Genomic DNA, 14,159 nt, shown 5'->3' with positions numbered 1-14,159 from the left:
CGAGATCGTGCGCGGAGAGGCCGATGCGCCGCTCCAGGCTCGGCAGGCCGAGCTCGGCCCGAATGCGCGGCGCCAGCCACGGATCGGGCGTCGGCAGGGCGGGCCAGGTGCCTTCGTTGAGGCCGGCAAGGATCATCAGGTCGGCATGCTGGAGCCGCGCTTCCAGCAGGCCCCAGATGAAGATGCGCGGATGCTGGCCATAAGGCGGGCGGACGGCGACGCCGCTCATCAACTGTTCGAGCAAGGAGGGGAGGCTGGCGAGATCGAGCCGTGCCGGACCCAGCTCCGCGGCGCCCTCGATCGAGGCGAAAAGATCGGCGGCGGCACGGCCGGCCGGCCCGGCCCACACATGGTCGCCGCTAAGCGCCGACGCGGCCTCGCGCAGCGCGGCAAGAAAGGCGGGGATCCCGTCTCCCGGCCGATCGAGAGGCGCGACGAGCGCGACCGCCGTCTTCCACCAGGCCAGCGCCTTCTTGCGGAGCGGGCCTTCGCGGCCGGTCCAGTCGGACAGGAAAACGGAGACTCCGTCGAGCCCAGCGGGCGGCCGAGGCCCGCGGAGCGCGAGATCGAGGGCGCGGACACCTTCCAGCCAGTCGAGGCGCCTCTCACCCTTCATCACCAACGGATGCTTGAGCAAGGCGAGGAGGGCCACCGGCGAAAAGGCCTGCGACGCAGCATCGGCCAGGGCGAGGAGCAACGTGCCGGGCGCTGTCTCGGACAAGGGGCGGCCGGCACTGTCGTCGGCCTCGATGCCCCAGCGCTTGAGGTGCACGGACACCCGGCGGGCGAGCGCCCGATCGGGGGTGACCAGAGCGCCGGTGCGGCCGGGCGTCTCCAGCACCTCGCGCAGCGCGATGGCGATGGTCTGCGCCTCCTCCGCCGGATCGGCGAGTTCCAGCGCGCGCACTCCGGTGAGGCGTCGCTCGGCGGGCTTAAGCGCCTGCCATTTGCCAGTGAAGCGGGCGGGCTTCATCGCGTTGGCGATGGCGCGGGTGCGGACGGCGGGCGCGTCGCGACCTCCTGCCCAGCGCCATCGCTCGACCTCCGCTCGACCGACGCCCATCCGATCCAGGAGGAGCTTCAGATGGAATTGCGGATGGGTTTCGATCGAACGCCGGCGGCGACCAGTGACCGGATCGGGATCGTGCGGCCCGAGCGCTCGCCATTCCTCTTCATCCATCTCCGCGTCGAGCGCGGGGAGGATGACCATACCGTCCGGTAGACGCGCGACGGTCCGAAGCAGCCCCGCGACTGCGGGGGCGATGGTGGTGACGCCCGCGGCGACGACGAAGCCCGTGGGTGGCTTCTCCCGCCATCGCCGCGCCACGGCGGCGAGGAGCCGGTTGCGGCGCTCGGCGAGATCGATGCGGCCCCGGTCCCGGAGCAGCTTCGGCCAATCGGAGAGGATGACGCCGAGCCTGTCGAGCGACTTCTGCCAATGGAGCGAAAGATCGGGGATATCGGCGACGATCTCGCCGAGGCGGGAGGGATCGACCTGCTCGACCAGCAGCTGATCGAGGGTGCGCGCCAGATCCTGGGCCAGGCGGAAGGCTTCCGCGGCATCGACGCCGCCATGCGTCTGCACGAGGCGGGCGAGCAGCATCATCCGTTCCATGGGGTCGATCGCGGGCGGAACCGGTTCGCCCCGCAGCGGTTCCAGTGCTCCGCCGATCCGTTCGTCGAGCTCCGGATCGCCGATCGGCACGAGGCGCGGGAGCAACAGCCCGCCGCCGGAGCGGCGCACGAACGCGTCCGTGATAGCGCGGGCGGCACGGTTGTTGGGAACGAGGATCAGCCCCTGGGCGAGGCCGGTCTTCTCTTTGCCGTAGCGGGCGATGATGCCGGCAGCGAGCGCATCGGCGAAGGCGCGGTGCGGCGGGATGGTGTAGACGGAGGGGTGGGAAGCGGAGGCCACTGGTCGAGACTAGCCGTTCGGCATTCCGATATCAAAGCTCGCCCAGAATCGCTTCCGTCTTCCTGATGCTCGCCGGGGCGCCGACGTCGAACCAGAGGCCCTGATGGACCGCGCCGAAGCAGCGGCCCGACTTCATGGCACGATCCCACAGGATGTTGGTGGAGAACGGCCCTTCGGGCACCTCACCTTCGAACAGCCGCTTCGAGACCATCTGGATGCCGGTATAGACATAGGGCGCGACGGTGCCGGGCTTCTTGCGGCGGATCACACCGGTCGCCGCCATGTGGAAATCGCCCTGCCCGGCGTGGCAATTGGCGCGGGCGAGTGGGACCAGAAGGAGGAGCGCGTCCATTCGCTCCTCATCCCAGTTGGAGGCGAGCAGCCGGAGCGTGTCGACAGGGCCGTCGATCCACAGATTGTCGGAATTGACGACGAGGAAGGGGTTGGCGTCGATCAGGGGCAGCGCCTTTACCAGGCCTCCCCCGGTTTCGAGCAGCCGGTCGCGCTCATCGGAAACCGCGATCTCTATGCCTTTGACACGGTTCTTGAGATGCGCTTCGAGCGCGTCGGCGAGATAGTGGACGTTAACCACCGCTCTCTTCACGCCGGCGGCGCGGAGACGGTCCAGGCTGTGGTCCAGGAGCGTGCGGCCCGCCACCTCGATCAGCGGCTTGGGGCGCGTGGCGGTAAGCGGCCGCATGCGCTTTCCGAGCCCTGCCGCCATGACCATGGCGACCGTCGGAGCCGAAGCGGCGGGATCGGGACGGAGCGCCAGCGGCGCATTGTAGCGGCTCACGCCGCGGCGTCCTTGGTCCACGCGGCGGCGCGCTTTCCCGCGGGTACGTTCCGGTCGAACCACTCACGGACCGGCGCCAGCGCCGGGTGCGTGAGGTTGCGCTCCAGATAGCCCCAGACGCGAGGCTGGAGCGGCAAATAATGCGGCTTGCCGTCCCGCTTCCACAGCCGGGTGAAGATGCCGAGGATCTTGGTGTTCCGCTGCGCGCCGAGTATCTCATAGTGGGCGCGAAAAGCCGCGGGGTCGTCCACGCCCGCCGCAGCACAGTAGCGGGCGAGCATCGCCTCCTCCAGCGCTGGAGCGACGTCGCGACGGGCATCCTGGAGGAGTGAAACCAGATCGTAGGCGGGATGGCCGGCGAGCGCGTCCTGGAAGTCGAGCAGGCCGAGCGTGTCGCGGCCGGGAAGGACCATCAGATTGTCCGCATGGTAGTCGCGAAGGACCAGTACGGGTTTCGCTTCGACCTCGGCCAGAACGCCGGCCCAAGCCTGCCTCCAGGCGGCAAGGAAGCTCGCCTCGTCGACCTCGATCCCCAGCGCCGGCGCATACCATTCGGTGAAGAGGGCCACCTCGCGCGTCATGGCGGCATCGTCATAGGATGGGATGTCGCCCGGCGCCGGATCGCGGCCGAGGGCGGCGAGAATGTCGACGGCGGTTTCGTAGATGGCGCGTTCGCGCCCCGGCTCGCGCGCCAGAAGCGGCCCAACCCGGTCGTCGCCGAAATCCTCAAGCAGGAGCAGGCCCTTGTCCCGATCCACCGCGATCGGGCGCGGCGGCGCGAAACCCCGGTCAAGGAGGTGATAGGCGACCTTAAGGAACGGCCCCACGTCCTCATGCTCGGGCGGCGCGTCCATGAGGACGGCGCTCTCGCCATTCCGCACGACCCGAAAGTAGCGGCGGAAGCTGGCGTCACCGGCGAGCGGCAGTATCTCGGCGCCTTCCCAGCCATGGGCGGCAAGGAAAGCGGGTGCGGCGGCGGGCGGAATCATCGGGGGGGCCATCGCCCTTCCCAAGCGGGCGGCACCCGGGCTGTCAAGACGCGCTCGCCCTTGTCGGCGATGGACAGGGCGAGACGGAGGCTGTCGGGCCACAGGGCTGGGCCGAAGCGCTCCGGCCATTCGATGACCAGCGCACCCTCGCCACGCGCTTCGTCCAGGGCAAGCTCTTCCAGCTCCTGGGCGTCTTCAATGCGATAGAGATCGACGTGCCAGAGGGTCAGACGGACGTCGGGCGGATCATAGGTCTGGACGATCGGGAAAGTCGGGCTGGCCACCTCGCCCTTGAAGCCGAGGCCTTGGAGGATGCCGCGGCTCAGCGTCGTCTTTCCCGCCCCCAGTTCGCCGAACAGGGCGATCGTGTCTCCAGCGCGGAGTTGCCGCCCCAGCCGCGCGCCCAGGGCCTCGGTGGCGGCGGGATTCGACAGCATGATCACTGACCGCTCTCAATCCGCCCGCGGCAGGCGGATGGTGACCGTAGTGCCGATGCCGACCTCCGACTCCAGCTCTATGCGGCCGCCATGGGCTTCGATGAACTGGCGGGCGAGCGGAAGGCCGAGGCCCAACGCCCCCTCCTCGCCACTGCGCGGGGTGACGGTGCGCTGGAATCGGTCGAACACCCGGTCGCGATCGGTGGGCGTGATGCCCCTGCCATTGTCGGAGATGGTGATTTCCGCCTCCACCGTATTTCCGTCGGCCTTCAGAAGAACTCGACCGCCGCCCTCGGTATAGGCGACGGCATTCTTGAGGATATGTTCGAGAGCCTGATGAAGGCGGCTGCGATCGCCGATGACGACGCCGACGGACGGGCTGAGCTCGAGCACGAACTCGATATTCTTCCTCTCGGCTCCCGCGCGCGCCACCTCCGCCGACTCGGCGCACAACGTCTCGAGATCGACCTGCTCCTCGGCCAGAAGGAGGCTGCCGCTGTCGCTCTGGGTGAGGTCCAGCACGTCGTCGATCAGCACGCTGAGGCGCGCCACCGCTTCCATGATCGCGTTCACATATTCGTCGGCGGTGCCGCCGAGCTCGCCCGCATAGCCGCCCGCCAGCATCTCGGCGAAGCCGGCGATTGACGTGAGCGGCGTCCTCAGCTCGTAACTCATGTTGGAGACGAAGGCGGTCTTGAGGCGGTCCGCATCCTCCAGAGCCTCGTTGCGTTCGCGGAGCGCCGTCTCGATCTTCCGGCTGTCGGTGACGTCGAGCATGGTGAAGAGGGCGTTGCCGTCGGGGAGTGGCACGGCGGCGAACTCGAAATCCCGGCCGTTGGTGAGCGAGACGCGCCCGCTCCTCTGCTTGCGTTCGACCGTGGCGCTGCGCACCAGCTCCCGGACGATCCCGGCGTGGTTCGGATTCTTGAGCTTCTTGGCGATATGCCCGGTCATCGCATCGACGCGGGGATGGGCGGCGAGTTGTTCCTCCTCGAAATCCCACAGCTCGCGGAAGCGGTTGTTCCAGAGATTGAGGCGCCCATCCGAGGCGAAGACGCCGATCGCTTCGAACAGATTGTCGAAGGTCGCGGTGCGGACGCGGAGCAGGGTGTCGCGGGCGCTGGCGAGCTGGATCTGCTCCGTGCGGTCCTCGAAGATGAGGAGCAGGCCGCCGTCGGGCAGCGGCTGGGCGACGACGCGCAGGTGCTTGCCGCCGGGCAGCAGCCAGTCCTCCTCGTCGGCCGCTCGATCAGAGGTGAACCATCCGCGCCGCTCCTCCTTCCAGGTGGGGAAGTCGCGGACCTCGGGCAGGTTGCCCTGCTCCCGCATCGCCTCGATCACCCGGTCGAACTCGGGCCGGTCGGCGAGGAAATCCGGTTTCAGCGAAAACAGCCGGGCAAAGGGCTGATTGAAGAAGATGAGGCCATGCTCGCGGTTGAACTGAGCGACGCCCGCAGAGAGACGATCGAGCATGTCTCGCTGGGCGCGGACGAAGCGGGTGAGGTTGGCCCGCGCCTGCTCCCTTTCCTCGACGTCGATCGCATAGCCCGCGACTCCCGTGGTGCCCATCGGCACTTCGACGACGCGCATCATTCGCCGTTCGCCGGCGATCGTGGCGGGAACCGTGCGGGCGACCGCTTCCCCCTGCTCGCGCACCGCCGCCGCCTGGCTCAACGGGCTGCGCTCCTCGCTCTCGTCGACGAGCTCGATGCCCGCCTTGACGGCCGACAGCGCGTCATCCGCCTCGACGGCGGCGACATAGGCGCGGTTGACCATGGCGAGGCGAAGATCGGGGCCTCGGTGCCACATCGGGAAGGGCGCCGCCTCGATCAGCGCCGAGAGCGCGTCGAGCGCGCCCTTGAGGCTTCCCACCTCGGCGCGCATCGCCGCCACCTGCTCCTCGCTGTCGGTCGCGTCGGTGAACCACAGGATCGTGGCCGAGGGAGGATAAGGCGGTGGGGCGGGCGATGCCTGGACGAGATGCACGCGAGACGAGCCCTGGGCCCTCACCGGCATGGAAAAGCCCCCACCCGCCCCTGCCGTAGTCGCGACATGGTCGGTGAGGAGGGCTACATCTTCCGAAGTGAGGCCGGCGCCTTCGGCGGAAAGACCGGAGAGATCATGCGGTACGTCCGGCAGGCCAAGAATTCCGGCAAGCCGCTGCGCGCCTTCCATCGAGCCGTCGCGATGCACCAGGACCGGAATGCCGGGGCCGGACAAAAGCAGGGCCTCGGCCCGCGCGGCGCCTTCCCGGCCCGCGGCGGCCGCCCGGCCGCGCCTCAGGGCATTGATCGTCGCCCATGCGCCCAGGCAAAGCCAGGCGCCGCAGAACAGCGCGATCAGCGCGACAGCGTTGCGCGAAAGCTCGATCATTCACCGATGACGCGGCGGGAGCCGCAGCGGAGGAAGCCGGGGTGCATAGACGCTGTCTAGACGGAGCGCTGTCGCAGCGAAAGCCCGCCGCAGCCGCGAAAGGAAAAGGGCGGAGCGCCAAGGCGCCCGCCCTTTTCCGGATCAAACCCCGTAGACGCGATCAGTAGCGATAATGGTCCGGCTTGAACGGACCTTCGACCGGAACGCCGATATAGTCGGCCTGCTTCTTCGTCAGGGTAGTGAGTTTTACGCCGAGCTTTTCCAGGTGGAGCGCCGCGACCTTCTCGTCGAGGTGCTTGGGAAGGACGTAGACGTCGTTCTTGTACTCGCCGCCCTTGGTCCAGAGCTCGATCTGGGCGAGAACCTGGTTGGTGAAGGACGAGCTCATCACGAAGCTCGGATGGCCGGTGGCGTTGCCGAGGTTCACCAGGCGGCCCTTGGACAGGATGATGAGCTTCTTGCCGTCCGGGAATTCGACCTCGTCGACCTGCGGCTTGATCTCGGTCCACTTCATGTTCGCCAGCGCGCCGATCTGGATCTCGCTGTCGAAATGGCCGATGTTGCTGACGATCGCCATATTCTTCATCGCCCGCATATGATCGAGCGTGATGACGTCGGCATTGCCGGTGGCGGTGACGAAGATGTCGGCGCGGGTCACGGCCTCTTCCATCGTTACGACCTCATAGCCCTCCATCGCGGCCTGCAGCGCACAGATCGGATCGACTTCGGTGACGAGGACGCGGGCGCCGCCATTGCGGAGCGAGGCAGCCGAACCCTTGCCGACGTCGCCGAAGCCGGCGACGCAGGCCACCTTGCCGGCGAGCATGACATCTGTGGCGCGGCGAATGGCGTCGACCAGCGATTCCTTGCAGCCGTAGAGATTGTCGAACTTGGACTTGGTGACGCTGTCGTTGACGTTGATCGCCGGGAAGGGAAGCTTGCCCTTCTTGGCGAGGTCATAGAGGCGGTGGACGCCGGTGGTGGTTTCTTCCGACACGCCCTTGATCGCCTCGACCGTCCTGGTGGGATAGCCCGGCCGCTCGGCGAGGAACCGCTTCAGCGTCGCGGCGAAGATCTCCTCTTCCTCGTTGGTCGGCGTGAACAATTCCTCGCCCGCCTCGACGCGCGCGCCCCACAGAGCGAACATGGTGGCGTCGCCGCCGTCGTCGAGGATCAGGTTGCAGGTCTGGTCCTGGCCCCAGTCGAAGATGCGGGCGGCATAGTCCCAATATTCCTCAAGCGTCTCGCCCTTCACGGCGAAGACCGGAACGCCCGACGCGGCGATGGCGGCGGCGGCGTGGTCCTGGGTCGAGAAGATGTTGCACGAGGCCCAGCGGACCTCGGCGCCCAGCGCCGTCAGCGTCTCGATCAGCACCGCGGTCTGGATGGTCATGTGGAGCGAGCCAGTGATGCGCGCACCCTTCAAGGGCTTCGACGCGCCGAATTCGGTGCGCAGCGCCATCAGGCCCGGCATCTCGGTTTCGGCGATCTCGATCTCCTTGCGGCCGAAGGCGGCAAGGTCGATGTCGCGGATCACATAGTCGTCAAAACGGGTCTGAGCCTGGGTTGCCACAGGGCGCTCCTTTGTCATGAATGAATGGGCCGCATCGGCGACGGCAAGCTGGCCCTCTAGCCTGAACCAAGGCCAATTACAAATATAAAGATATCTTTATATGTGATTTCAGGCCGTGCCGAAGTCGGCGGTCAGAAGCCTCGGATCGATGCCCGCATTCTGGAAGGCGGTAGTCCAGCGGGAATTGACGTCGCAATCATAAAGCAGCGCGTCGTTGCCGGGCGTGGTGAACCAGCCGTTGCGGCACATTTCCTCCTCCAGCTGTCCCGCGCCCCAACCCGCATAGCCGAGCGCCACCACCCAGCGCGTCGGTCCCCTCCCCTCTGCAATGGCCCGCAGGATATCGAGCGTGGCCGTCAGCACCCAGCGGTCCGCCACCTGAACGCTGCCGTCGCCGCCCCAATCGGGTGTGTGGAGAATGAAGCCGCGCTGCGGCTCCACAGGCCCCCCATGATGGATCGCCACGTCCGGGGCCACGCCCTTGTCGATCCCGAGCTGTTCCAGCAGAGAGTGAAAGCCGATGCGCGGCATGATCCGGCCGAGGCCGATGCCGAGCGCCCCGCCGTCGTCATGGACGCACATGGCGATCACCGCCTTGTCGAAGCGCGGGTCGGTCATGCCGGGCATGGCCAGAAGGAACTGGCCGACGAGATATTTGGGTTCTTCCATCGCCTCCCCACCTATAGGCGCGGCCTTCGGCGCCTGCTAGAGCGCCGTCGGCTCCATGCCCCAAAGCGAAAGGAACGGACGATGAGCATCCAGGTCGGCGACAAGCTTCCCAAGACGACTTTCATCAAGGCGACCGCCGACGGACCGCAGCCGGTCGATTCTGACGAGTATTTCAAGGGCCGCAAGGTCGCCCTGTTCTCGGTTCCGGGAGCGTTCACGCCTACCTGCTCGGCGCGCCATCTGCCGGGCTTCGTCGACAAGGCCGAGGATCTCAAGATCAAGGGCGTCGACGAGATCGCCTGCACCGCCGTCAACGATGCCTTCGTGATGGGCGCCTGGGGCAAGCAGGGCGGGGCCGACAATAAGGTGACGATGCTTTCGGACGGCAATGGCGAATTCGCCAAGGCCATCGGCCTCACCATGGATGCCTCGAAGCACGGCATGGGCACGCGCGGGCAGCGCTATTCGATGATCGTCAATGACGGAAGGGTCGAGCAGCTGAATATCGAGGAGCCGGGTGCTTTCAACGTCAGCAGCGCGGACTATATGCTCGAGCGGCTATAGATCGTCTCCGGGATCGATGGCGAAGGGAAAGGCGCCCTGCCCCTCCTTCGCCTCTCCTCGGCGAACCACTGCAACCATGGGGCGAGCCCGGCATTGATGAAATCCAGTGCAGGAGTTTCCCATGGCCATCCGTCATTCTCCAGCGAGCCAGGAGCCGCCTCCCGAGCTTGTCGCCGGCGGCGCGCAGTGGAGCCCCGTCGCAACGGCCGCCCTTGTCGGCGGCGCGATCGCGGCGACGGCGGGCGCCTATTTCGGCACCCGCGCTCTCGCGAGACGCAACGCAAGAAACGACGGCAAGCCGCTCAACTCCGTCATGGCGAATGCGATCACCGCTTGTGACCTTGCCCATCACAAGGAGGCGGAGCCAGAGCCCGGCGCGTCGCACGAACCTGCGGTGGCGATCGAACCTCCGGTCTACCCGCTCCCCTTAGCCTCCAGCGGGCCCAGGACGTCACGGGCGAATCGCTCCGCCTGATTGGCGAAGACGAGCAAGTTGACGGCGAGATTGCCGCGCAGGAAGCCGTAGTCGGCGGTGAGATAGCGCTGGAGCGCGGGCCGTCCATCCTCTGCAATGAAGGCCTTGGCGAAGGAATAGCGCCGATTGAAATCGGCGATCGCCGCGGCCGCCCGCCCCGGCGGCGCGTTCGCGATCTTCGTCCAGTAGGACTGGATGCTGAGCGCCTTGCAGGCGCTGCCGTCGGCATTGCAGGAGCCGAACATCAACACCGCCTTGCGATTGTTGGGAAAGCTGACGAGCAAAGCCGGCTTTCCCGCTTCACCCGCCCGTTGGTGCTTGGCGCCGATGCCATCCAGCACCGCCTCGACCGAGCCATAATTGAAGCTGCCGAGAACCTGGCTGTTCTCCGGCGCGCGCGGGTTGAAGGTGGGCGGAACAACGCCCTGCGCCGAGGCCGCGCTCGCTCCGGCGAGCGCCAATAAGGCGATGATGGCCGCTTTCATGACGGCTCCCCTTGCTGTGATGTTGGGATGGGACGGCTCTCCTGCCCCATTCCACCTGTATCAGCGATTTACCAGCCGCACTGCTTGCCCTGGTTCTGCTGCTTCAGCCAGGCCGAGAGCGGCGCGAAATATTCGAGCAGGGCTTCGCCCGACATCTCGCGGGTGCCGGTGAAGGCCTCCAGCGCATCCGGCCAGGGCTTGGACGCGCCCATTTCGAGCATGGCGTTCAGCCGCTGGCCGACTTCCTTGTTGTTGTAGAAGGAGCAGCGATGGAGTGGTCCCTTCCAGCCGGCCTGCTCGCACGCCGCCTTGTAGAACTGGAACTGGAGAATGCGGGCGAGGAAGTAGCGCGTGTAGGGCGTGTTGCCGGGGATGTGGAATTTGGCGCCCGGATCGAAATGCTCCTCGGTGCGCGGGACCGGCGGGACGATGCCCTGATATTCGAGCCGGAGGTCGTTCCAGGCCATGTTGTAGCCGCTCGGCTGGACGGATCCGTTGAAGACGTTCCAGCGCCATTTATCGATCAGCAGGCCGAAGGGCAGAAACGCCACCTTGTCCATCGCCTGACGGAGGAGAAGGCCGATATCCTTTTCCGCCGACGGAACCTGGCTCTCCTGCAACAGGCCAATCTGGACCAGATATTGCGGCGTGATCGAAAGCGCGACCGTGTCGCCGATCGCCTCGTGGAAGCCGTCGTTGGCGCCATTCTGATACAGGAGCGGCTGCTGATTATAGGCGCGCTGGTAATAATTGTGGCCGAGCTCGTGATGGACGGTCACGAAGTCGTCGGCATTGACCTTCGTGCACATCTTGATCCTGAGATCGTCGACATTGTCCACGTTCCAGGCGGAGGCGTGGCAGACGACCTCGCGATCCTGGGGCTTCACGATCATCGAGTTCTGCCAGAAGCTCGCCGGCAGCGGCGCGAAGCCGAGTGAGCTGAAGAAACCTTCGCCGGTCTTGACGATCTTCTCCGGCGTATAACCTTTCGTCTTTAGCAGGTCGGTAAGGTTGTAGCCGATATCGCCCGCGCCTTCGGGCGCGACGATTGGGTAGATATTGCCCCATTCCTGCGCCCACATATTGCCGAGAAGGTCGGCGCGGATCGGGCCGGTCGCGGGCTGGACCTCGTCGCCATATTTCTCGTTGAGCTTACCGCGCGTGTAGCAATGGAGCTCGTCGTAGAGCGGCTTCACCTGGCCCCACAGTTCATCGGTGAGCGCCGCGAACTCGTCGGGCGGCATGTCGTAGACCGAGCGCCACATCGCGCCGGTATCCTTGAATCCCAGCTCGACCGCGCCGGCATTGGCGATCTCGACCATTCGCGCATATTCCTCGCGCATGGGAGCGCCGACATTGGTGTGCCAGCTCGTCCACATTTCCTTCAATTCGGTCGGGTTGCGGTTGGTGCCCATCGCGGCTTCGATGTCGGTGCCGCTGATCGGCTTGCCGTTGAGAGTGCCCTTGCCCTTGCCATACTGAGACTGAAGACTGGTGGCGATCTTGTTTAGTTCGGCGGCGGCGCCCGGCGTCGTCGGGGCGGGCAGGACGAGGCCGGAACGCAGGATGTCGAGCTTGCGCTTGGTGTCGTAGCTGAGCCCCGGCACCTTCTGATATTTCGCGGCCTCATTGGCGAAGCGGACCGACATCTCGGTGCCGATCGTACCAAAGTGAGCCGCGAGCGCGTCAGTGTCGTCGGTGATGTAGGTGGAATTCACCCACTGGGCCCGCGAGTTGAGGATCGAGAAGTCGAACAACTCCTTCTCCGCCTGCTTCACGAAGGCTTCGGCATCCGCGGCGGTAGGCGCCGCTTGGGCGATCGAAGCAGGCTTCGACTGCTGATCGCCCTGGTCTTGGGCGATGGCGGTGGTGCCGGCGGCCAGCAAGGCGACGGCGACGGCAAACGCGGAAACGGTGGCTTTCATGAGCTGCATCCTCGGGTCTGTTCTGGGATTGGCCGGCACTTTGAACGCCGAGCCGCGCCCCGGTCAAGGCGGGAGGACGCACCCCGGAGCGCATGATGCGGGGCATCATGCGGCGAGGAAGCGGGCGATAGCGCCCCCGAGCTCCGGTTTTGTGACGGCGCTCATGTGGTTGCCGGGCACGGATTGGAAACGCGCGCCGGGGATGGCTTCGGCGAGCGCCTCGCCTGAACCATTGTCGTCATCATCCTCGCCAGTCACGACGAGTACCGGCAGATTGATTGCCGCTAGATCGTCACGGCTCGTGTCGACAAAGGTATCGAGGATCAGCAGCAGCGCTTCGGGGTCGCCGCCCGTCGTCTTCAGAAACGCTTCCGTCATCCATTCGGACGAACCGCGCTCGAAGCTGCCGAGGTGGGTCAGCACATGGCGAAAATAGCCGCCCCGCCCTTGCGTGTCGAGAATGCCGTCGAGCCCCATGCCCGACAGCACCGCCCGTCGTGGTTTGGCGCCCTTCGCCAGCATGCGTACGGACGTGCGGCCCCCGAGCGAATAGCCGGCAAGGTCATAGTCGGTGAGGCCGAGATGGCCGATGAGGTCGAAGGCGTCGTCGGCGAGGACGTCCGGCTTGTAGCAGGCCGGATTATGCGGCTTGTCGCTGTCGCCGTGACCGCGAAGGTCCGGCATGATCACCCGAAAACCCGCGTCGGTAATGATGCGGGCATGGCCATAGCGGATCCAGTTGACGAACGCGTTGGAGAAATAGCCGTGGATGAGGAGCAGCGGCCGCCCCTCCCCCATCTCGCGCCAAGCCAGGTTCACGCCGTCCCGGGCGGTGAAACGCTGGACCGGAACGTCAGGCGGAGAGCTTGCCAATGCGTTCAAGCCGCCTTCTGAAGGTGCTTGCGTCCCAGCAGCTCGGCGATCTGGACGGCGTTTAGGGCGGCGCCCTTGCGCAGATTGTCGGAGACGCACCAGAGTGAGAGGCCGTTGTCGACCGTCGAATCCTCGCGAACGCGGCTGACATAGGTCGCATATTCGCCGACCGCCTCGACGGGCGTCACGTAGCCGCCATCCTCGCGCTTGTCGACGAGCATGACGCCGGGAGCCTCGCGGAGGATGCGTTGGGCTTCCTTGGCGCTGATCTCGTTTTCGAACTCGATGTTGATCGCTTCAGAGTGACCGACGAAGACGGGCACGCGCACGCAGGTCGCCGTCACCTTGATCTTCGGATCGAGAATCTTCTTGGTCTCGACCATCATCTTCCATTCCTCCCTGGTCGAGCCGTCGTCGAGGAAGCTGTCGATGTGGGGAATGACGTTGAAGGCGATCTGCTTGGTGAACTTCACCGGCTCGTTGGCATCGCCGACGAAAATGTTGCGGCTCTGCTCGAACAGCTCGTCCATGCCCTGCTTGCCGGCGCCGGACACCGACTGGTAGGTCGCAACGACCACCCGCTTGATCTTCGCCGCGTCATGAAGCGGCTTCAGCACCACGACCATCTGCGCCGTCGAGCAGTTGGGATTGGCGATGATGTTCTTCTTCCGATAGCCGGCGATCGCGTCGGCGTTCGCCTCGGGCACGATCAGGGGCACGTCCGGGTCCATGCGGTAGAGCGACGAATTGTCGATCACTGTGCAGCCGGCTGCCGCGGCCCTCGGCGCATGAGCCTTGGAGACGTCGGAGCCCGCGGCGAACAGGGCCATGTCCCAGCCGGCGAAGTCGAAATGATCGATATTCCTGACCTTGAGCGTCCTGCCGCTGTCGCCGAAGTCGATCTCGTCGCCGGTCGAGCGGGAGCTGGCGACGGCGGCGATCTCGTCTATCGGAAATTGGCGTTCGGCGAGGATATTGAGCATCTCGCGCCCGACATTGCCCGTGGCTCCGACGACGACGACCCTGTAACCCATGGTGTTTCTCCGCTTGATCCGCGCGATCTAGCGTGGGCGCTCTCCATATCC

The 14,159-nt window shown here is 66.1% G+C and carries 12 protein-coding genes; 1 reads left to right on the top strand and 11 read right to left on the bottom strand.

The features are described 5' to 3' along the window. From addB to VIR62_RS14035, 7 genes are all read right to left on the bottom strand, one after another. A partial coding sequence (addB, locus tag VIR62_RS14065; protein WP_431872250.1) for a double-strand break repair protein AddB occupies positions 1-1,915 on the bottom strand: 1,915 nt, incomplete at its 3' end. 31 nt (positions 1,916-1,946) lie between these two features. Further along, positions 1,947-2,711, bottom strand: coding sequence for a nucleotidyltransferase family protein (locus tag VIR62_RS14060; RefSeq protein WP_431872248.1), 765 nt, complete (start codon positions 2,709-2,711; stop codon positions 1,947-1,949). Continuing rightward, positions 2,708-3,700 carry an aminoglycoside phosphotransferase family protein gene (locus tag VIR62_RS14055; protein ID WP_431872260.1) on the bottom strand — a complete coding sequence of 331 codons (993 nt, stop codon included), beginning with the start codon at positions 3,698-3,700 and terminating at the stop codon, positions 2,708-2,710. The genes VIR62_RS14060 and VIR62_RS14055 overlap by 4 nt, the downstream gene beginning before the upstream one ends. Further along, positions 3,697-4,137 (bottom strand): tRNA (adenosine(37)-N6)-threonylcarbamoyltransferase complex ATPase subunit type 1 TsaE, encoded by a 441-nt coding sequence (gene tsaE / locus VIR62_RS14050; protein WP_431872258.1) that lies wholly within the window; start codon positions 4,135-4,137, stop codon positions 3,697-3,699. Before tsaE ends, VIR62_RS14055 begins: the two co-directional genes overlap by 4 nt. Before the next feature lie 15 nt (positions 4,138-4,152). After that, positions 4,153-6,510, bottom strand: a complete 2,358-nt coding sequence (locus VIR62_RS14045; RefSeq protein ID WP_431872246.1) for a PAS-domain containing protein — start codon at positions 6,508-6,510, stop codon at positions 4,153-4,155. A 160-nt stretch (positions 6,511-6,670) separates the two neighbouring features. Beyond that, positions 6,671-8,083, bottom strand: coding sequence for an adenosylhomocysteinase (gene ahcY / locus VIR62_RS14040; RefSeq protein WP_431872244.1), 1,413 nt, complete (start codon positions 8,081-8,083; stop codon positions 6,671-6,673). Positions 8,084-8,191: 108 nt separating this feature from the next. Continuing rightward, the gene (locus VIR62_RS14035) at positions 8,192-8,752 is read right to left on the bottom strand and encodes a YqgE/AlgH family protein (RefSeq protein WP_431872243.1); all 561 of its coding nucleotides are present in this window, start codon (positions 8,750-8,752) and stop codon (positions 8,192-8,194) included. Positions 8,753-8,833: 81 nt separating this feature from the next. On the opposite strand from VIR62_RS14035, the gene VIR62_RS14030 reads away from it, so the two are divergent. Continuing rightward, complete coding sequence (locus VIR62_RS14030; RefSeq protein ID WP_431872241.1) at positions 8,834-9,316, top strand: peroxiredoxin; 483 nt, start codon at positions 8,834-8,836, stop codon at positions 9,314-9,316. 414 nt (positions 9,317-9,730) lie between these two features. On the opposite strand, the gene VIR62_RS14025 is transcribed toward VIR62_RS14030, so the two are convergent. The 4 genes from VIR62_RS14025 to VIR62_RS14010 all read right to left on the bottom strand — a co-directional run bounded on the left by VIR62_RS14025 (position 9,731) and on the right by VIR62_RS14010 (position 14,108). Beyond that, a complete protein-coding gene (locus tag VIR62_RS14025; RefSeq protein ID WP_431872239.1) occupies positions 9,731-10,276 on the bottom strand; it encodes a YbjN domain-containing protein in 546 nt (181 codons plus the stop codon). A gap of 68 nt (positions 10,277-10,344) precedes the next feature. Then, a complete protein-coding gene (locus VIR62_RS14020; RefSeq protein ID WP_431872238.1) occupies positions 10,345-12,201 on the bottom strand; it encodes a M2 family metallopeptidase in 1,857 nt (618 codons plus the stop codon). A gap of 105 nt (positions 12,202-12,306) precedes the next feature. Beyond that, positions 12,307-13,074 carry an alpha/beta fold hydrolase gene (locus VIR62_RS14015; protein ID WP_431872256.1) on the bottom strand — a complete coding sequence of 256 codons (768 nt, stop codon included), beginning with the start codon at positions 13,072-13,074 and terminating at the stop codon, positions 12,307-12,309. A 5-nt stretch (positions 13,075-13,079) separates the two neighbouring features. Further along, on the bottom strand, positions 13,080-14,108 hold the full coding sequence (locus VIR62_RS14010) for an aspartate-semialdehyde dehydrogenase (protein ID WP_431872236.1): 1,029 nt from the start codon (positions 14,106-14,108) through the stop codon (positions 13,080-13,082). Between the last annotated feature and the right edge of the window lie 51 nt (positions 14,109-14,159).

Origin of the sequence: Allosphingosinicella sp. (assembly GCF_036570505.1) — a bacterium.
In the GTDB taxonomy this organism is placed as follows: Bacteria; Pseudomonadota; Alphaproteobacteria; order Sphingomonadales; family Sphingomonadaceae; genus Allosphingosinicella.
The sequence above is the reverse complement of the archived record's forward strand: the minus strand, read 5'-3'. Positions and strand labels throughout refer to the sequence as shown.

Bases quoted from the DNA above. Each gene is read 5' to 3' on its own strand.
- tsaE (WP_431872258.1), bottom strand. From the start codon at position 4,137: ATGCTGTCGAATCCCGCCGCCACCGAGGCCCTGGGCGCGCGGCTGGGG.
- VIR62_RS14025 (WP_431872239.1), bottom strand. From the start codon at position 10,276: ATGAAAGCGGCCATCATCGCCTTATTGGCGCTCGCCGGAGCGAGCGCG.
- VIR62_RS14045 (WP_431872246.1), bottom strand. From the start codon at position 6,510: ATGATCGAGCTTTCGCGCAACGCTGTCGCGCTGATCGCGCTGTTCTGC.
- VIR62_RS14020 (WP_431872238.1), bottom strand. From the start codon at position 12,201: ATGAAAGCCACCGTTTCCGCGTTTGCCGTCGCCGTCGCCTTGCTGGCC.
- VIR62_RS14055 (WP_431872260.1), bottom strand. From the start codon at position 3,700: ATGATTCCGCCCGCCGCCGCACCCGCTTTCCTTGCCGCCCATGGCTGG.
- VIR62_RS14010 (WP_431872236.1), bottom strand. From the start codon at position 14,108: ATGGGTTACAGGGTCGTCGTCGTCGGAGCCACGGGCAATGTCGGGCGC.
- VIR62_RS14030 (WP_431872241.1), top strand. From the start codon at position 8,834: ATGAGCATCCAGGTCGGCGACAAGCTTCCCAAGACGACTTTCATCAAG.
- VIR62_RS14035 (WP_431872243.1), bottom strand. From the start codon at position 8,752: ATGGAAGAACCCAAATATCTCGTCGGCCAGTTCCTTCTGGCCATGCCC.